Source organism: Glutamicibacter sp. M10, assembly GCF_025452055.1.
Taxonomy (GTDB): domain Bacteria; phylum Actinomycetota; class Actinomycetes; order Actinomycetales; family Micrococcaceae; genus Glutamicibacter.
Genome location: NZ_CP104918.1, coordinates 1383021 through 1401351, shown reverse-complemented (window position 1 = coordinate 1401351; position 18331 = coordinate 1383021). Strand labels below are relative to the sequence as shown.

Sequence of the window (18331 nt, the reverse complement as noted above, 5' to 3'; positions counted from 1 at the left end):
GGCTAGAAGAAGCTCGCTACGCCCAAAAAGAGCAGTGACGGGACCAACGAAGCGACCAACGCTATGGCCCAATGCAAGATTTTTCCGCTGTTCTTCTGACATGCTCCGGTGCGTTTCCTTCGCGAAATCAGGTTCACATTGGAAAAGATCCAGATGATGGTTCCGATGGCCAACGGTGGGCCAAGCATCGTTTGAAGCGGGAAAATCGAGCTCTCTTGCAGAAGGTCGCGAACTGAACGACCCCAAGAACTGATCGGGTTACCAACCACCACTACGCACAGCATCCAGTAGTAAATAATTCCGGGGATACCAAGGAGCAGATTCACGACTGTTAGTCGTCTCAAAGCTTTCCCCTTCATCCCGATGATGTGCCTCGGGGTCTGCGAGGCTTCATGAATTCTACCGAATTCACGCTCACGCCTAGTGCTCTTTGCCTAGAATTGCGCCTGTGCATCGCCTAGGAGTTGCAAAAAGACCGCCAACAGATCATTTTCTGTTGACGGTCTCTTTGACTGGTGCTGCGAAAACTACTTAGCGCGTACCGGGATTCCGGTGAAGGTTGGCTTCAAGGTCTCGGCAAAGAAATCTTCGCCCTTGTCGTCAACGACGATGAACGCTGGGAATTCCTCAACGTCGATCTTCCAGATTGCTTCCATGCCGAGCTCCTCGTATTCGAGAATTTCGACCTTCTTGATGCAATCCTGCGCCAAACGTGCTGCTGGTCCACCAATGGATCCAAGGTAGAAACCACCGTGGTTGTTGCACGCATCGGTGACCTGCTTGGAACGGTTGCCCTTTGCCAGCATGACCATCGAGCCGCCGGCTGCTTGGAACTGATCCACGTAGGAGTCCATGCGCCCTGCGGTGGTCGGGCCGAAGGAGCCCGAAGCCATGCCTTCTGGAGTCTTGGCAGGACCTGCGTAGTAGACCGGGTGGTCCTTGAGGTACTGCGGCATTTCTTCGCCAGCGTCCAGACGTTCCTTGATCTTGGCGTGCGCGATATCGCGAGCAACCACCAACGGACCGGTCAGCGATAGACGAGTCTTGACCGGGTACTTGGTCAGTTCAGCCAGGATCTCAGCCATTGGCTTGTTCAGGTCAATCTTTACCACCGAGTTGCCACCGGTGCCCGAGACGCCATCGGTCTCATCGTCGTGAGCGGCAATCGCTGGGTGGTTCTCATCTGGCATGAAGCGGGCTGGATCGGTTTCCAGCTGCTCAACAAAGAGACCTTCTTCGGTAACCTTGGCCAGCATCTGGCGGTCAGCCGAGCAAGATACTGCGATGGCTACCGGCATGGAGGCACCATGGCGTGGCAAGCGAACGATGCGCACGTCGTGGCAGAAGTACTTGCCGCCGAACTGGGCACCGATGCCGAAGTGACGGGTCAGCTCTAGGACCTTTTCTTCCAGCTCGGTATCGCGGAACCCGCGACCGGTCATCGCGCCTTCCGTTGGCAGGGAATCCAAGTACTTGGCCGAACCGTACTTAGCGGTCTTCAGCGCCATCTCGGCCGAAGTTCCACCGATAACAATGGACAGGTGGTACGGAGGGCAAGCCGCGGTGCCCAGCGAACGCAGCTTCTCATCGAGGAACTTCAACATGGAGTTCTCGTTGAGGATGGCCTTGGTCTCCTGGTACAGGAAGGACTTGTTAGCAGATCCACCGCCCTTGGCCATGAACAAGAACTTGTAGCTGGTGTCAGCCCCGTCCTTGGTATTGGCGTACAGGTCGATCTGTGCTGGCAGGTTGTTGCCAGTGGACTTCTCTTCCCAAGTGGTCAGCGGGGCCAGCTGCGAGTAACGCAGGTTCAGTCGGGTGTAGGCGTTGTAAATGCCACGCGAGAGCGAGATTTCATCCTGCTCTTCGGTGAGCACACGCTGGCCGCGCTTACCCATAACGATTGCGGTACCGGTGTCCTGGCACATCGGCAGGATGCCGCCGGCAGCAATGTTGGCGTTCTTCAGCAAATCCAGTGCAACGAACTTATCGTTCGGGCTAGCTTCCTCATCGTCGAGGATGTTTCGCAGCTGCTGCAGGTGGGCTGGGCGAAGGTAGTGCGAGATGTCGTGCAGTGCGGTTTCAGCCAACTGCTCTAGTGCCTCGGGGGCGACCTTCAGGAATTTCTTCCCATCCGGACCGGCGACGACCTCGACGCCTTCGGAGGAAATCTTGCGGTATGGGGTTGTATCTTCGCCAATTGGCAGAAGATCCTCATAACGGAATTCAGGCATGCTCTGTCCTTGATTCAATCGTGGATGCTCATCTGCCATTTTATGCCTCTTGCCCCAAATTCCCGCATTCGCCGTTTGCACCGCAGGCTTTATCGCGACATGCTGTAGTACATGAGCACCGAGAACACCCCAGCTGCGCACGACGGGCAGGATCCAGCACAGGCCCCGCACGCGATCATCGAAACACCAATGGACCAGCACCGGGCCAAGCCTAAAACGCACTTCGAAATGATGTTGCAGGCTGGCCTGAACAAGCCTGAACTCTCCGGTTCAGTCATTGCTGCCTTTATGCGTGCCGAGGTGTACTTCCTCTCCCGTGAAGAGGTCACCGAAGAGAACAAAAACGCTCAGCCAATGCTGCTGACCAACCCCACCGGTGAAGCCGTGGTGGCTCTCTTTACTTCTTTGGAACGTATTCCATCTACCTACATCGACCAGGCACCGTTTGGTGTGAAGGTTCAGGGCGCCACCGTGGTGCGCGCACTGGATAACACTGGCTTTGTGGTCAACCCAGGCGATGAACTGAGCTTTGAAGTTCCAGCAGATGGCGTGGCCATTTTGCAGCAGCAGATGCTGAATCAAAAAAGCGAAGATCAAGCGTAATTTTTCCCACGGTTAATCGTGCGATGTAACGTCCCGTCGAATTCGTGAGATATGCTGATTGATGCCCGAGCCGTCATTAGGCCGCTCGGTGCACCTGCGGGCGTAGCTCAATGGTAGAGCGCTAGCTTCCCAAGCTCGATACGCGGGTTCGATTCCCGTCGCCCGCTCGCACTCACGTCGGGGTACCACCAGGTGCCCCGACGTTTTAGTTTCATTTGGCCAAAACCAAGGAGCATGATGACCGGAGTCCTCGAAGGCTTCTCCATCATTTGGGTGGTCATTGCCGTAGGTTACCTCGTAGGACGCACCGGAGTACTTGGAGATCAAGGACGCCACGTGCTTAGTCGCGTGACCTTCTTTGTCGCTAGCCCCGCCCTGCTATTCAGCACGTTGGCTGAATCAGATCCTGGTTCGGTCCTTGGCCCGCTGTTGTGGATCGCTGCAATCTCTGCCGCGCTCACCGCGCTGGCCTACCACGGTGTTACCGCACGGTGGCTAAAGCGTTCGTCTTCGGAGCGAATCATCACCGCGATGTCAGCGTCCACTGTGAACTCAGCAAATCTCGGTCTACCCATCGCTTTGTACGTTCTTGGTGATGCTTCCTACGCTGCTCCGATCATCTTGTTCCAATTGGCGCTGTACCAGCCAATCAACTTGGCCATGCTTGATGCCAGTACCTCGCGTCACCGCACCACCCCGCTGGCGTTGCTGCTAACAACGGTGAAGAACCCGATGATCATTGGTTCCATGCTTGGACTGGTGGTGGCGCTGACCGGTTTCAACGTTCCCTCGATTGTCCTTGAACCGATCGATTTGATCGCTGGCGCTTCGATTCCCTCAATGCTCATGGCCTTTGGCATTTCCCTTGTTGGGTCCAAGCCACTAGAGAAGAAGTCCGGGCGACGCGCCGATGTACTGATCGCCTCCGCTGCCAAACTGATTCTGCACCCGGCTTTGGCCTGGGTCTTGGCCTATTTCGCATTTGGGCTTCGTGGAGAACTGCTGGTGGCATCGGTAATCATGGCTGGTTTGCCTACCGCACAAAACGTATTTGTTAGCGCCTCACGTTATGACCAAGGTGTCATCGTGGCCAAAGATACCGTGCTCATCACTACTATCTGCGCCATACCACTAATGATGCTATTGGCCGTAGCGCTGGGAATTTAGTGTAACTTTTGACCTTCGGAATAAGCGGATGTCTCTAGACTGTTGTTAGGACTAGAGCATTACCCATCAATTCTTGAACGAGGTCATCATGAAGCGCACCATACCCCTGCTGGCAACTGCCGCAATTCTTGCCCTATCCCTAAGCGCCTGCGGCTCTTCCGGCGGCTCGGGCGATTCCTCCGCTTCGGCCTCGACCGAGGGCGGTTCCGCGTTGCAGAAGGTCAAGGATGCTGGCGTATTGACCGTGGGCACCGAGGGCACCTACCGTCCGTTCTCCTTCCACGAAGGCAATGACCTGACCGGTTACGACGTTGAAGTGATCAAGGCCGTCGGTGAAAAGATGGGTGTAGAGGTCAAGTTCCAGGAAACCCAGTGGGACGCGATCTTCGCTGGCTTGGATGCCGGACGCTTCGACGCTATCGCCAACCAGGTGGCCATCAACCCTGAACGCGAGAAGAAGTACCTGTTCTCGAAGCCGTACACCGTCTCTGAAGGCGTGGTTGTGACCAAGAGCGATAACACCGACATCACCTCCTTCGATTCGCTCAAGGGCAAGAAGACCGCGCAGTCGCTGACCAGCAGCTTCTATGAAGCAGCCAAGGCCGCCGGTGCCACCATCGAGCCGGTTGAAGGATGGGCCCAGTCGGTCACCCTGCTCAAGCAGGGCCGAGTGGATGCCACGGTCAATGACAAGCTGACCTTCCTGGATGCCCAGAAGACCAACCCGGATGACAGCATCAAGATCGCTGCCGAATCCGAGGACAAGAGCGAATCCGCAGTCACCTTGCGCAAGGGCTCCGAAGACCTGCAGGAAGCCATCGATGACGCGCTGGACGAGCTGCGCACCGATGGCGAACTCGCCTCGATCTCCAAGAAGTACTTCGGCGAAGACGTCAGCAAATAACCGCACCATCCCAAGTGAAACAGTAGACTGGCTCCACACGTATACGTCGTGGGGCCAGTCTCATTTGTCTCGAAGGTAGCTCATGGATTCGAATTGGCAGTTATTTATCGATTCGCTCTGGCCCTTGGCCAAGGGCGCAATCACCGCAAGCATTCCGCTGGCACTGATTAGCTTTGCCCTAGGCTTAGTTATCGCTTTACTCATGGCGCTGATGCGGATCAGCAAGAACCCGGCGCTCTCGGGCATCGCCCGGGTCTACATCTCGATCGTCCGCGGCACTCCCTGCTGGTGCAGTTGTTCGTCATCTTCTATGGCATGCCCACCCTGGGCATCACCATTGACCCGTGGCCCAGCGCGATCATCGCCTTCAGCCTGAATATCGGGGCCTACGCCGCGGAAATCATCCGTGCCGCGATCCTCTCGGTTCCGACTGGCCAGTGGGAAGCCGGATACACGCTTGGCATGTCTCGCACGCGCAGCCTATTCCGGCTGATCCTGCCCCAGGCCACCCGCGTGGCCATCCCTCCATTGTCCAACTCCTTCATCTCGCTAGTGAAGGACACCTCGTTGGCTTCGACCATTCTGGTCACCGAAATGTTCCGCAAGGCCCAGGAAATCACGGCCTCGACCTACGAGTTCATGGTCCTGTACTGCGAGGCGGCCGCGATCTACTGGGTCATCTGCCTGGCGTTGTCCGCACTACAGAACTCTGTTGAAGGAAGGCTGGAAAAGTATGTCACCAAGTAACTCAACCTTGCTCAGCGTCACCGGCCTGCACAAGGCTTTCGGCGAGAACCAGGTGCTCAAGGGCATCGACTTCTCCGTGCACTCCGGCGAAGTGGTGGCCCTGATCGGCCCTTCGGGGTCCGGCAAGACCACCGCGCTGCGTTGCCTGAACGGACTGGAAATCGCCGATGCAGGAACCGTCGGATTCAACGGTGGACCGCAGGTGGACTTCGATCCCAAGACCAAGCCCAAGTCGGCTCAGATCCTGCGCGATCGTTCGGCGATGGTCTTCCAGGGCCACCACCTCTTCCCGCATCTGACAGTGCTGCAAAACGTCACCATCGGACCCCTCGAAGTCCAAAAACGCGCCCGAGCTCAGGTATTGGCCGAGGCCCACAAGTTGCTGGATCGTGTAGGGCTCGGAGCCAAGGCCGACGCGTACCCAAATTCTCTGTCTGGCGGTCAGCAGCAACGCGTAGGCATTGTCCGCGCGCTAATGCAGCAGCCTGATCTGTTGCTCTTTGATGAGCCAACCAGCGCCCTGGACCCAGAACTCGTCGGCGAGGTTCTCAGCGTCATCAAGGAACTAGCCCAAGAGGGCTGGTCGATGGTTCTGGTCACCCACGAGCTGGCCTTCGCCCGCGACGTGGCCGACACCGTGGTCTTTATGGATGGCGGAGTGGTTGTTGAAACCGGGCCGGCGGCTCAGGTTTTGTCTGCTCCGACAAATCCCAGAACACAAGCCTTCGTTCAACGTCTTTTGCACCCGTTCTAGAAAGCATAAGGTAAAGGTATGACCCAAGACACAAATGCATTGTTGACCAGCCTTATCGAAGGCTATAACTTCTCTTCGGAAGGTCTTGAACTCGGTGTAGCCCTCATTGATGGCAAGGTCGAGCCCACCGCTCCCATCAGGTTGCCGCTGAAAATGCTCAACCGCCACGGACTGGTCGCAGGTGCTACCGGTACCGGTAAGACCGTGACCTTGCAGCTGATGGCTGAGCAGTTGAGCAAAGCTGGTGTGCCGGTATTCCTCGCAGACATCAAGGGTGACCTCAGCGGTTTGGCACAGGAAGCTGTAGCTTCCGAAAAGCTCACTGCCCGCTTGGCCGAACAGGGCAAAGAATTTGCTCCCCGTGCCAACCCGGTTGAGTTCCTATCCCTCGGCGAAGGAACCCACGGAACTCCGGTTCGCGCTAGCGTTGATGCTTTTGGTCCAATCTTGTTTGCTCGTGTTTTGGAGTTGAACGAGACTCAGGAAGAATGCTTGCAGCTGATCTTCCACTACGCCGATACGAACAAACTCCCACTTGATGACCTGAACGATGTGAAGTCGGTGATTAGCTTCCTAGTCAGTGATGAGGGAGCATCAGCGTTGGAGCAACTCGGCGGCGTGTCAAAAGCCACCGCTGCAGTCATCCTTCGCGGCATCACCATCATGCAGTCGCAGGGCCTAGACCAATTCTTTGGCCAGCCAGAATTTGATACCTCAGACTTCTTGCAGGTACGCGAAAACGGTGGCGTCATCAACGTTCTGGAATTGCCCAGCGTCAATCAGCAGCCAATGCTGTTCTCCACCTTCTTGATGTGGCTTCTTGCTGACCTCTTTGAGGACTTGCCTGAAGCCGGTGACTTGGACAAGCCAAAGCTGGTGTTCTTCCTTGATGAAGCTCACCTGTTGTTCAAGGATGCAACCAAGGCCTTCACCGACGCCATCATCAATACTGTTCGGTTGATTCGTTCCAAGGGTGTAGGACTGTTCTTCATTACCCAGTCCCCTACCGACTTGCCTGATGAGGTGCTCGGCCAGCTCGGTAACCGAATCCAGCATGCGGTACGTGTATTCACCGCCAAGGACCAGAGCGCACTGAAGAAGATCATCCAGACCTTCCCGGTCAACGGAGTGGATCTGCAAGAAGCGTTGACTCAAGCCGGTGTGGGTGAAGCGGTCATTACCGTTCTTGATGAAAAGGGCGCTCCGACCCCAGTCGCGTGGACCAAGATGTCCTCGCCAGGATCAAATATTGGCCCAGCCTCCCCTGAGGTACTGGATTCGAATCTCAAGGCCTCACCGCTGGCTGCACGTTATGCCACCGCGGTAGACCGTGAGTCCGCTCGTGAAATGCTTGAGGCCAAGGCGCAGCCTGCGCCAACGCCAGAAGCTGCACCAGAACAGCCGGCACCAGCACCGCAGCAGGAATCAGCACCACGCCAGCAGCGCCAGCCAAAGGCAGAACCAAACCCGATGCGAGACATGGCCGTAGATGCCGCAACCATGATTGGTCGCGAGCTTCTGCGAGGAATGTTCGGCAACCGTAAGCGCCGCCGCCTTTGGTAATACCCGACGCTAAAAATCGGCCAGTTACAGTTTGGAGCTCAATACCAGATAGCCTAGCTACTGATGAAGACTCCTAACTCCACGCCGATCACCGCCACCGCCTTGGCCCTTCGATGGACCCTAGCCGCGGTGGCGGTGCTCGTTTTGGCTGTTGCCGGCGTGATTATTGCTAATCGCACCCTGTTCTCCCCCTCGCATGATGTCAAAGAACTTCAGCAGGACCTCGCCAATGGCGAGGGTGCTAAAGCTCTGGGCCTGATGCAGGCCACCGTGCCAAAGGGTGACGCGGTAGCTCTGAACGGTGAAGTGCTCAAGCGTACCCAAAAGGGCGTAACAGACTTCTCCACTGATAAGGCACAGCCAGTGAAGGGCAACAAAGAACTGCGCACCGTGACCGCGCACTACAAGGTTGATGGTGTTGATAAGCAGTCCACCTACACCTTGCGCCACATCGGTAAGTCATGGCTCTTCTTTGATAATTGGGCCTTTGAACCTTCAACCCTTCCTAGCGTGAAGATCAAGGCCAATACCGTCAACGAGGTCACGGTCAACGAACAGAAGATCCCATTGGACGCCGGTGTTAGCACCCTGCCGGTCTTCTACCCTTCCGTTCTTGACGCCAGCTTCAGCACCAAGAATTTTGCTGCCGACACCCGTGGTGTGGTGGTCACTGCGCCTGCTGAAGATCCAGTGGAGATCGCGCTAAAGACCGAGCCAACTGATGCTTTCATCTCGGCCATCAATTCCAAGGTCAAGAAGTACCTCGATGATTGCACCAGCCAGCAAGTGCTTATGCCTTCCGGGTGCCCCTTCTCGTACAACACTTCGGCACGAGTTGATTCCTCAACGATCAATTGGGATATCACCAAGTACCCGACCATCAAGGTCAGCTACTACAACGGTTCCTGGGTTCTTTCGCCACTGAAGACCTCCGCAGCATTAACTCTGACCGAGCAAGATCTGCGCACTGGCTCTAAGGAAAAGAAGACCGTCAACGACACGTATTCCTTTACCGCGAAGCTGACCACCAGCACCACCGAGGTCTCCGTGGTTCCAGTAGCCGGCGGTCAACAAGTCGCTCAGTAGCCCCAGGCTACCTACCCAGCATTTCGCGGAATTGGCTACGTAGTGGCACCGCATTGGTCTTGTACTTCTGCCACGTAAACAGCGCTAGCAAGCTTGCGCCCAGTGACAGAACCGCTCCGATGGACACCGCAATCTGAGTTCCAAAAAGCTCAGCAAGCCAGCCCACCAACGGCGAACCAATCGGTGTGCCACCTTGGACCACCATCAAGTACAGAGCTAGGACGCGGGCGCGGTATTGGGATGGCACCGACATTTGCACCATCGTGTTGCAACTGTTCAGGAAGGTTAATGCTCCGAGCCCAACCGGGACCAGCATCAGGGCAAACAGAAGATAGTTTGGCATCCACGCGCTTGCTAGTGCGGCCAGTGAGAAGAATACTCCGCCGCCAATGAGGTAACGCCAGCGAGGTGCTGAACGCCGAGCAGCTAGCAGCGCACCACCAAAGGTACCCACCGCCATGATGCTGCCAAGGATGCCGTACTCCCCTGCGCCAACTCCGTAGACTTCGGTAGCCATCAGCGCGTTGGTCAGCTGGAAGTTCAGCCCAAACGTTCCGATGATGAACGCGAGGAAGAAGATCAGCAGCAGATCCTTACGGCTTTTGACGTAACTGAATCCTTCTCGCACTTGCCCTTTGCCCCGTGCCACCGGAGTAGAGGGTGCAGCGCGTCTTTGCGCATAAAGACCAGTGAGGTGATCACCGCGATGAATGACGCACCGTTGAGCAGGAAGGCAGGTCCGGTGCCTACTAGTGCGATCACCGCTCCTGCAATGCCCGGACCGGCCAGGCGGGCCAGGTTAAAGTTGGCACTATTCAGCGCGACGGCATTAGCCAGGTGGCTTCCGGGCACCACTTCAGAAACAAAGGCTTGGCGTGCCGGAGCATCAAAAGATGCACCTATGCCCAATAATCCTGCCAAGACGTAGACCTGCCAGAGCTGGGCCGAGTCGGTGACAACCAGTAGACCCAGGATCAGGGCACATAAACCCATAAAGCTTTGCGTCACCATGAGCACGTGACGCTTATTAAAACGATCAGCAATCAAACCCGCGTAAGGGGCCAGGACAAGGACGGGAAGAAACTGCAGGCCGGTAGTGATGCCGGTAGCTACCGCATCGTGGTCGGTCAGTTCTGTCAGCACCAGCCAGTCCTGGGCCACCCGCTGCATCCACGTACCGATGTTGGAAACTAGAGCCCCAATAATCCATAATCGATAGTTGGGTATTTCTAGAGCCCTGAACATCTTCGTCGCCATAAACTTCTACCGGATCTCTCCGGCGCCTCCCGAACCTCAGTCTAATGCGACACAGCGAGGAATGCTGAGGTTTCCTCTGCATTCCTCGCTGTGAGGTTTGAAGCTATGTTTACCAACGCTGTGTCGGTGTGTGATTAGTTCACTCCACGAAGATCCAACAGCAATTCGTCATCGCCTTCTGGATCCAAGAGAACCGGGATTCCCCAGTCCTGCTGGTAAAGGTGGCAGGCTGCGTGATCTGGGATCTCGCCACCTGGCTCACCATCACAGGCCGCAGCGCGAGCGGTAATGTGCAGAACGCCGTCAGCAACTTCTGGGTTCAGCTGCAACGTGCGGGTCAAGCCCACCGAGGTTCCGCCACCGTCCAGCAACAATTCTGCTGGGCTTGAAGAAATCTTCAACTGAGTTGGATCTCCCCAACGGTCATCCAGCTTCTGCCCCTTCGGAGCGGCAAAGCGAATAACAATGTCGTGCTTGCCGGCCTGCACCTTGGTCTTCGGACGCTGGGTCTGGCTGGCGCCTTCATCAACAACCAAAGCTTCAGCAGGAATCGGCACACGCACCAGCTGGTGGGAATTGGTTTCAACAACCAGCAAAACTGGATCGCCCTCAACCGAGGAATCAACCAACACATCGGCTGGTTCCTTCAGCCCCTTGGCCAAGGTAGAAACGGTCTTGGTGGCCGGATCAAAGCGGCGCACCGCACCGTTGTATGAGTCAGCGATCGCAATGGACCGATCAGGTAGCACTGCCACACCCAATGGGTGCTGCAAGCGTGCCTGTTCAGCCTCGCCGTCACGGAAGCCGAAGTCGAACAACCCGGTGCCAACAGCAGTATTAACGCTCTTAACTTCCCCGTTCTCAACTTCAATCCAACGCAGGGCGCTGGTCTCCGAGTCAGCGATCCACACGTTTTCGCCCTCAAGGGCTAGGCCTGAAGACTGGGCGAACCAAGCTTCATCGGCTTTGCCATCCTTTAGGCCTTCCAGCCCGGTTCCAGCGAAGATGGACACCGCATTGGTTTCTGGATCAAAGGCAAAAATCTGGTGAGTTCCGGCCATCGCGATGATGATCTGGCCAGATGGGTGGAAGAGCACGTCCCACGGGGAGGACAACGAAATGTTCAACGCGTCGGTGCCCAGCTGTACTGCTTGGGTTTCCTGACGAGCATTTTCCGAATCCAGCAGGCGCTGCACACCATTGCCAGCCAAGGTACCTACAACGCCGGTGCTTAGGTTGACCGAACGCAAACGGTGGTTCACGGTGTCGGCCACAACCACGTCGTAACCGACCTTGGCGGCCAGCTCTTGAGGCAGCGCGGTCAGACCCTGCAGTTCGTTGAACTGTGCGGTGTTCGCATCGCCATCGGCGTAGCCTCGAACACCGGAGCCGATGGTGCGCACCACGGTGGACAGATCATCGGCCAGCTCAACCAAACGGTGGTGGCCCGAATCGCCGATCAGTAGGTTTCCGTTAGCCAAGGCGATGGCCTTGCCTGGGAAGCGCAGGTCGCCTTCCACAGCTTCTGGTGCCACGTAGGGGCCGTTGCCACGGTGCAAGGTGCCCTTGGCCTCGTGCTCGGTGATCAGTTCTTCAACCAGCGAACCCAGACCCTGCGCGTGACCTTCACCGGACAAGTGCGCCACAATGTAGCCCTCTGGATCCAGTACAACCAAGGTTGGCCAAGCGCGTGCGCCGTAGGCCTGCCAGGTGGTTAGCTCCGGATCATCAAGGATCGGGTGATGGATTTCATAACGCTCTACGGCCGCAGCCAAGGCATCCGGGTCAGCCTCGTGCTCAAACTTAGGCGAGTGCACACCGACGGTCACCAGCACGTCAGAGTACTTCTCCTCCAGCGGGCGAAGCTCGTCAAGTACGTGCAGGCAGTTGATGCAGCAGAAGCTCCAGAAGTCCAAGAGCACGATCTTGCCGCGCAATGCTTCAAGGTCCAGCTGTTTACCACCGGTATTCAGCCAGTTGCGGCCTACCAGTTCACTGGCGCGCACCTTGTAATTGGCGCGGACGGATTCTGTAGCGCTCATGGTCATCCTTTCGCAAATGCCGCGGCTCGGCAGTTAGAACTTTATTATCAGCCACGGCTCGGTGCTGTACTAAACGGTGTTAAGGAACATTGAGGTGCAACCGGTGCCAGCCCGGTTCTATTCCTCTGGCTCTGCCCGACTATGGAAGTTGGGACAGGGCAGCATCCATGACGCTGGTTGCCACCTTGTTGAACTTTTCGTCGGACAACGAGTTACTGGCAACGAAGGAAACCATCGCCACATACTCTTTGCTCTTTTTGATCAGGACCAGCGAATTTTGGGCGTATTCCCCGTCGCGGCTGTAGTACAGCGCAGAATCCACCGAGTCCACCTTGGGATCGGAGAACTTAAGGGTCTCGGTGTACTCGTTGGTGTTCAGCTTGACGCTCTTGCATTCAGAAAGAATGCTCTTCACGTTTTTGGTGTGCTGGACAACCGACGCGTTCCCGTCCTTGCCCAACTTAGCTACTTCGACCGAGCCGGTAATGGACTGGGATTCGTTGGTGAAGTCAGTGCGTGCCGCTTGGGTGCCCAACTGCACCGGCGACCAGTTCAAATCGTTGATCGGAGCCGAGCATTGAGCTGGCAAGACCACGATGCCCTTGAGCGTATCGGTCGGTGGGGTGGCCAGAGAGTCAAGATCTTTGCCCTTGATTTTAGCGCTGCTTGGGAAGCCCAATTGTGAGGCGATCACCGAGCCAGCTGCTGTGGCCATCTCAGGGGTAGTCGGATCTTCCTCGGAGCTCGATGCTGAGGCGCTGGGGCTAGCACTGGGTGAGGCCGTGCTTTCAGCGGCAATCTTATGCGTCTGGTCCTGTGGCATCTGGCTCTGTTCCGAGGAACAGGCGCCCAAGGACAAAGCGGTGCACAACACCAGCGGGATGCTCAATGTCTTGATGGTCTTAGGCATTGGGATTCCTTCGATCGGCCTGATTAAATTTGGCGAACATCGCGTTGTAGGCTTCCAGCTCGGCATCGTTGTCGCGTTCTGCCTGTCGGTCATAACGTTTGGTGTCTTTTTTGTCCTGTTTGAGCCAAGACAAAACCACAAAGATGGCCAAGACCAAGGTGGGTACCTCGCCGATGGCCCACATGGCGCCGGCGCCCACCACTTGGTCTTCCAGAGCGCTGCCGCCCCAGGTGCGTCCCATATTGCCGAAGTAGTCGGGAGCCAATAAGTTTTCGGTGCTCATCAATGCCACACCGAAGAAGGCGTGGAAGGCGACGGTAGCCAGCAAAACTACCAGGCGCATTGGGTATGGGTAACGCTTAGGCACCGGATCCGCATCCACCAGACTCAGCGCAAAGAGGTATCCGGTGAGCAGGAAGTGCAAGTTCATCAGCTCATGGCCGGCGTGGTAGCGCATGGCCGGTTCCAGGATCGGGGTGAAGTAGAAGATCACGATGGACCCGGCGAAGTTTACCGCAGCAAAAATTGGGTGGGTGATTACCTTCGAATAACGAGAGTGAACCAGGAACAGGATCCATTCGCGTGCTCCACGGGTGCCGTCAACGCGGGCAGGCAAAACCTGCAGCAGCAGGGTAATAGGCGTACCGAGTACCAAGAAGATGGGCACGATCATGGTCAGCGACATGTGATCAACCATGTGCGTGGAGAACTGGATTTTGCCGTAGACGGCCACCGCACCGCTGGTGACGTAGAACAGTGCGAACAGGCCAACAACCCAACTGATCAGGCGCGGCACGCTGGGCTTGTCGCCACGACGAGCCAACGTGATGAAGGCATAGAGGTAGGCCGCTAGCCCAAAGAGGCATACCGCTACCCAGATCCAGTCCATGCGCCAGGTGGTGAGCCAGCTGGCGGTGTCTGGGGCTGGTGGCAGATCGTAGCCGGTGAGCAGACGGGCCGGGGTGGTTTTTGCCGGGGCATCGTCGCTGGTTGGCGGTGCGGTTCGAGCCAGCACCGTGGCTACCGACATGACCGAGGCCATCAGGATGACTTCAACTAGAACTACCTGCCATGCAGCACGCAGCGCGGTGTACTTACCGGCCAAAAGCTGCGGAATGACCTTGCGGCGGTGAACCAGTCCGAGTGCGCCCAGGGCCAAGGTAATCAGAAGTTTGACGATGACTAGCGCGCCATAAGGTGTGGCCCACTGTCCCCAGTTGGTGATGCGGATGATCGCCGAGGCCAGACCCGAACCGATCATCAGGAAGACAACAATGGTTGCCAACCCGGAATAGCGTTGCAGGACAACTCCAGCCAGTACCTGGCCACGCTTGCGTCCCGGTGCTTGGCCTTCCAGCGTGGGAGCTAGTAGTGCCAAGACAATAATTCCGCCGAACCACAGTACGACGGCCAACAGGTGTAGGCCGATGGAGTTCACAGCAGCAAAGTGGTCATCGCCGCCGGCAGCATGGCCGATAAAGGCCATCGGCAGGATGCCTGCGAAGGAGAAGAGCGCGGTGGCACCAACTCCGGTTTTGGAACGTACCGCCAAGGCGAGCGAGCTCACCACTGCGGCAATCACTACCATCCAGGCCCAGGCCCGGCCGGTGGTGATGGAAAGAATATAGTCCAGAATTGCGGCTGAATATTGCCCATCCAGGCTCATCGGAAGGCCGGCCAGATCCCAGAAGGTCAGCACCATGACGGTAGCTGCAGAAAGGGTCCACAACACTGCAGAACCGGCGGCAATATTCATAGCGCGAGTAAAGGCTGGATGATCCGCGCCTTGCTCATCGCGTGTGGTTTTGATGCTTCGAGGCACAATGGCGGCAGCAAAGACTAACGCGGCTATGGCCACTGACATGGATGAATGATGGATCGCTCGCGCGATCGGCAGGCTCCAGCGCACAAACGCTCCAGGATCGGCCAATTCGGCCGGACGGGCGATGCCGGTGAACAACACCGCAACCAGGAAAACTACCGCTGAAGCGAGCAGCCCGGGCAGGATGAAGCGGGTGACTGAAACCGTGCGCTTTGCTGTATCCATATCCTTCTAATCATCTCATTTTTGCTCGACGGTCACAGACCAGATCGGCCGGAACTACACCGCTACGGCGCATCTCACACCCACAGTGCACGCGTGTAAATCTCGTGCGCGAGGTGCTAATCAACGGCTTCTAAACCAGAGACCGGCAGGCCAAGGTGGATCTTTGGCCTGCCGGTCTACGAGGTGTGCGCTTACTACTTGTTGTTGCGCATGAACTTGGCCAGAACGGCAATGGCGCCACCAAGGATCACAACGCCAATAACTACCCAGATGACCGGGCTGACATTGCTGCCTGCGGCCTGAAGTGGGTTGTCATTCTCCTGCTGCGCGTCGCTAGGCTGGTCAGCCTGCGCAGATTCACTTGGAGCACTGATCATCGAGGGAGTTGGCTTAGCTGATGCGTTGACGGTGAAATCCAGCTTGCTCTCTACTGGATGTCCGTCCGAAGAAACGACGCGGTATTCCAGCTCGTATTCGCCGTTTTCCAACGATTTCGCCGGGGTGACAGTTACGGTCTTGCCCTTGGTTTCAGCCTTCGCTTCGACAGCTTTGCCATCATTGCTCAGCTCAACCACGGTGGAGTTCACACCTGACATGGTCTGCAGTTCACCGGAGAATTCCAGGGTGAGCTCCTCGGGAACCTGCTTCAACGTTGCCCCAGCTTTGGGATTTGAACTCACCAGTTCGTCGTGAGCAGAGGCGGCGGTCACCGAGGTAAATACTGCAAGGATCGCCAACGCCACTACGGCTGCGAGGCGGGTCAAATTCATTGTGGGTAGGGTTTTGCTCTTCATTGTTTTCCTTCCAAGCCCCTGGTGGGGTAATTCGTTCTATGTCTTAGGCAACAAGAACGAAGGAAGGTGGCCCGCGGCGTTCGGGCAATCGCCCCAGTTGCGCCAACTTGGGTTGAAAACGCAAAGGGAAGTATGCCGGCAGTGCGCGAGCTTCAGGAACTTGCACACGGACAAGCGAAAGGATTTTTCGGGCAGTCGACAAAGTGAGGCATGAGGCCAGAGCCCCGAGCAAACGCTCGCCGCAGTGAAGCACGATAATGCTGACTACTGCAGCCATGACGTGTGCATAAAGCATTGATTCACTATGTGCGTTGGCATAGTGGGAGCTGATGTTGTGCGCCAGTTCGATGCTGCGCCCGGTGTGCTGGATGTGTTCCATGCCAGCAACACCAGTACTGTCATGGCTCATCACCAACAGGCTCAGATGGAACAGTCCTTGACTGGCAAGCACCACTAAGCTGGTAGCCCAAACGGAGAATTTTTTGCCCACTAGCGTCATGGCGATCACCGCAGAAATGCAGCTGATCAGGCCCATGGCTACCAACGACATTTGTGTTGGAGCGCTATGCGCGTGAGCTGCAAAAGCCGTCCAAGTGCACACGCTTGCCGCCAACCAGCCGCGCATAACGCGGGTTGCGGGTTTGTGTGGCACGGTTTGCAGCCTGTTCTCCATGATCGGTGTTGAGCACGCCTGATTCTACGCGAAGTAGAAGATCCGCTCAAACGCTGTCAAAAAGAAGACCCGACCTGCCTGACGGAAAATCTCCGGCAACAAATCGGGTCTTACTCAAGCTTTAGAGAAGCTTACTTCTTGGCAACAGCTGCCTTCAGCTTCGAACCAGCGGTCAGCTTGACCGAGTGGCCTGCTGGGATCTGGATTGCTTCACCGGTCTGTGGGTTACGGCCGGTACGAGCTGCACGATCGGTGCGCTCTACAGCCAACCAACCTGGGATGGTTACCTTTTCGCCCTGGGAAATCTGGTCGACGAAAACTTCGAAGACAGCATCCAGAACACCGTTAACGGCAACCTGGGAGTTTTCGGTCTTCGCTGCAACTGCAGCAACAAGTTCGCTACGGTTCATAGCCAATGTATGGTCCTCCTGGACTAGTGATCCAAAACCCGATTTCGGACTTCGAATGCCGCGCGGTCGCACGGGCTTATCAGTGAGAACATATCAAACGTTGAGGCCCGAAATGGCCGAAAACAGCCGAAATACCGGGATTTTTTCATCTTCTTACAGAATTCTTTGGCTAACGGCACCATTTTTGGGTTCAACGCCCACTTCTGGTACGCCAGTTAAGAACACAAGGCCCATCCCCCGGCATCGGAGAGTGGGCCTTGCTTAAGCTTTAGAGAGGCTTACTTCTTGGCAACAGCTGCCTTCAGCTTCGAACCAGCGGTCAGCTTGACCGAGTGGCCAGCTGGGATCTGGATTGCTTCACCGGTCTGTGGGTTACGGCCGGTACGAGCTGCACGGTCAGTGCGCTCCACTGCCAACCAACCTGGGATGGTTACCTTTTCGCCCTTGGAAATCTGGTCGACGAAAACTTCGAAGACAGCATCCAGAACACCGTTAACGGCAACCTGGGAGTTTTCGGTCTTCGCTGCAACAGCAGCAACAAGTTCGCTACGGTTCATAGCCAATGTATTGTCCTCCTGGACTAGTGCCTCAAAACCCGGGTCCGGGTTTTGAATGCCGCACGGTCGCGCGGACTTATCAGTGTTGAACTTACCAGTTGTTGGCGACAAAATGGCATCATCACGCGGATTTTGCCGATTTCATCTAGAGAATCGAGGTGTGAAAGTTCACCTGAGCCCTATAGCGCGAAGGGATCTACTCCCTCATTCGCTTGTATCAATATCTCCCATGCCGCATCTTGAAGCACCTTGCTCCGAGTGACATTTGCCGGTCTGGCTAGCGTAATTCGGCCTTTGGAGGTCCATTGCGGGCCGAAGAAGACGCCGGGGGCACAGCGCTCCAACCCTTCGGTTAGCGCTGCCTCGACAATGGCCACCGAACCTTCATGTTTGCCCTGCGCGAAACTGCCCTGTAATCGACCCGTTAGGCGCTTTGCAAAGTCAGGTTCGTTGATTTCCTCAATCACCGGAGTGAGCCCAGAGACCGAATAACCCGGGTGCACGGCTACCGAACGAGACGGCCACTGCAGCTGACGTAATCGATGATCCAAACCAATTCCCATGCTTTGCAGTACAGCCTTGG

The 18331-nt window shown here is 56.5% G+C and carries 18 protein-coding genes, 1 tRNA gene and 1 pseudogene; 8 read left to right on the top strand and 12 right to left on the bottom strand.

Features of this window, described 5'->3' with window-relative positions; genetic code table 11:
- Positions 1-2: 2 nt before the first annotated feature.
- Together N6V40_RS06855 and N6V40_RS06850 are read right to left on the bottom strand one after the other, a co-directional pair.
- The gene (locus tag N6V40_RS06855; protein WP_131088958.1) at positions 3-344 is read right to left on the bottom strand and encodes a hypothetical protein; all 342 of its coding nucleotides are present in this window, start codon (positions 342-344) and stop codon (positions 3-5) included.
- 183 nt (positions 345-527) lie between these two features.
- Positions 528-2234, bottom strand: coding sequence for a fumarate hydratase (locus N6V40_RS06850; protein ID WP_131088959.1), 1707 nt, complete (start codon positions 2232-2234; stop codon positions 528-530).
- Positions 2235-2345: 111 nt separating this feature from the next.
- On the opposite strand from N6V40_RS06850, the gene N6V40_RS06845 reads away from it, so the two are divergent.
- From N6V40_RS06845 to N6V40_RS06810, 8 genes and pseudogenes are all read left to right on the top strand, one after another.
- Positions 2346-2837: an SseB family protein gene (locus tag N6V40_RS06845; RefSeq protein WP_131088960.1), complete on the top strand. Its 492-nt coding sequence runs from the start codon at positions 2346-2348 to the stop codon at positions 2835-2837.
- A 96-nt stretch (positions 2838-2933) separates the two neighbouring features.
- Positions 2934-3004, top strand: a tRNA-Gly gene (locus N6V40_RS06840).
- A 70-nt stretch (positions 3005-3074) separates the two neighbouring features.
- The gene (locus tag N6V40_RS06835; RefSeq protein ID WP_131089818.1) at positions 3075-4004 is read left to right on the top strand and encodes an AEC family transporter; all 930 of its coding nucleotides are present in this window, start codon (positions 3075-3077) and stop codon (positions 4002-4004) included.
- An 88-nt stretch (positions 4005-4092) separates the two neighbouring features.
- On the top strand, positions 4093-4908 hold the full coding sequence (locus N6V40_RS06830) for an amino acid ABC transporter substrate-binding protein (protein ID WP_131088961.1): 816 nt from the start codon (positions 4093-4095) through the stop codon (positions 4906-4908).
- A gap of 82 nt (positions 4909-4990) precedes the next feature.
- Positions 4991-5655: pseudogene (locus N6V40_RS06825) on the top strand (amino acid ABC transporter permease).
- Positions 5642-6409, top strand: coding sequence for an amino acid ABC transporter ATP-binding protein (locus N6V40_RS06820; protein ID WP_131088963.1), 768 nt, complete (start codon positions 5642-5644; stop codon positions 6407-6409). The pseudogene N6V40_RS06825 and the gene N6V40_RS06820 overlap by 14 nt, the downstream one beginning before the upstream one ends.
- 18 nt (positions 6410-6427) lie before the next feature.
- Positions 6428-7972 carry a helicase HerA-like domain-containing protein gene (locus N6V40_RS06815; RefSeq protein WP_262199486.1) on the top strand — a complete coding sequence of 515 codons (1545 nt, stop codon included), beginning with the start codon at positions 6428-6430 and terminating at the stop codon, positions 7970-7972.
- A gap of 63 nt (positions 7973-8035) precedes the next feature.
- The gene (locus N6V40_RS06810; protein WP_131088965.1) at positions 8036-9058 is read left to right on the top strand and encodes a hypothetical protein; all 1023 of its coding nucleotides are present in this window, start codon (positions 8036-8038) and stop codon (positions 9056-9058) included.
- A gap of 7 nt (positions 9059-9065) precedes the next feature.
- On the opposite strand, the gene N6V40_RS06805 is transcribed toward N6V40_RS06810, so the two are convergent.
- The 10 genes from N6V40_RS06805 to N6V40_RS06760 form a co-directional block, all read right to left on the bottom strand.
- Positions 9066-9686 (bottom strand): MFS transporter, encoded by a 621-nt coding sequence (locus N6V40_RS06805; RefSeq protein WP_262199484.1) that lies wholly within the window; start codon positions 9684-9686, stop codon positions 9066-9068.
- The gene (locus N6V40_RS06800) at positions 9638-10315 is read right to left on the bottom strand and encodes an MFS transporter (protein ID WP_262199482.1); all 678 of its coding nucleotides are present in this window, start codon (positions 10313-10315) and stop codon (positions 9638-9640) included. Before N6V40_RS06800 ends, N6V40_RS06805 begins: the two co-directional genes overlap by 49 nt.
- Positions 10316-10449: 134 nt before the next feature.
- Entirely contained in the window at positions 10450-12357 is a 1908-nt protein-coding gene (locus N6V40_RS06795) for an NHL domain-containing thioredoxin family protein (RefSeq protein WP_131088966.1), read from the bottom strand.
- A 139-nt stretch (positions 12358-12496) separates the two neighbouring features.
- On the bottom strand, positions 12497-13267 hold the full coding sequence (locus N6V40_RS06790; protein ID WP_131088967.1) for a hypothetical protein: 771 nt from the start codon (positions 13265-13267) through the stop codon (positions 12497-12499).
- A complete protein-coding gene (locus N6V40_RS06785) occupies positions 13260-15314 on the bottom strand; it encodes a bifunctional copper resistance protein CopD/cytochrome c oxidase assembly protein (protein WP_131088968.1) in 2055 nt (684 codons plus the stop codon). Before N6V40_RS06785 ends, N6V40_RS06790 begins: the two co-directional genes overlap by 8 nt.
- Before the next feature lie 194 nt (positions 15315-15508).
- Positions 15509-16108, bottom strand: coding sequence for a copper resistance CopC family protein (locus N6V40_RS06780; protein ID WP_131088969.1), 600 nt, complete (start codon positions 16106-16108; stop codon positions 15509-15511).
- A 43-nt stretch (positions 16109-16151) separates the two neighbouring features.
- A complete protein-coding gene (locus N6V40_RS06775) occupies positions 16152-16760 on the bottom strand; it encodes a hypothetical protein (RefSeq protein ID WP_131088970.1) in 609 nt (202 codons plus the stop codon).
- Between the two features lie 152 nt (positions 16761-16912).
- Entirely contained in the window at positions 16913-17197 is a 285-nt protein-coding gene (locus tag N6V40_RS06770; protein WP_028268375.1) for an HU family DNA-binding protein, read from the bottom strand.
- A 272-nt stretch (positions 17198-17469) separates the two neighbouring features.
- On the bottom strand, positions 17470-17754 hold the full coding sequence (locus N6V40_RS06765) for an HU family DNA-binding protein (RefSeq protein ID WP_061954273.1): 285 nt from the start codon (positions 17752-17754) through the stop codon (positions 17470-17472).
- 173 nt (positions 17755-17927) lie between these two features.
- Positions 17928-18311 (bottom strand): hypothetical protein, encoded by a 384-nt coding sequence (locus N6V40_RS06760; RefSeq protein ID WP_262199475.1) that lies wholly within the window; start codon positions 18309-18311, stop codon positions 17928-17930.
- Between the last annotated feature and the right edge of the window lie 20 nt (positions 18312-18331).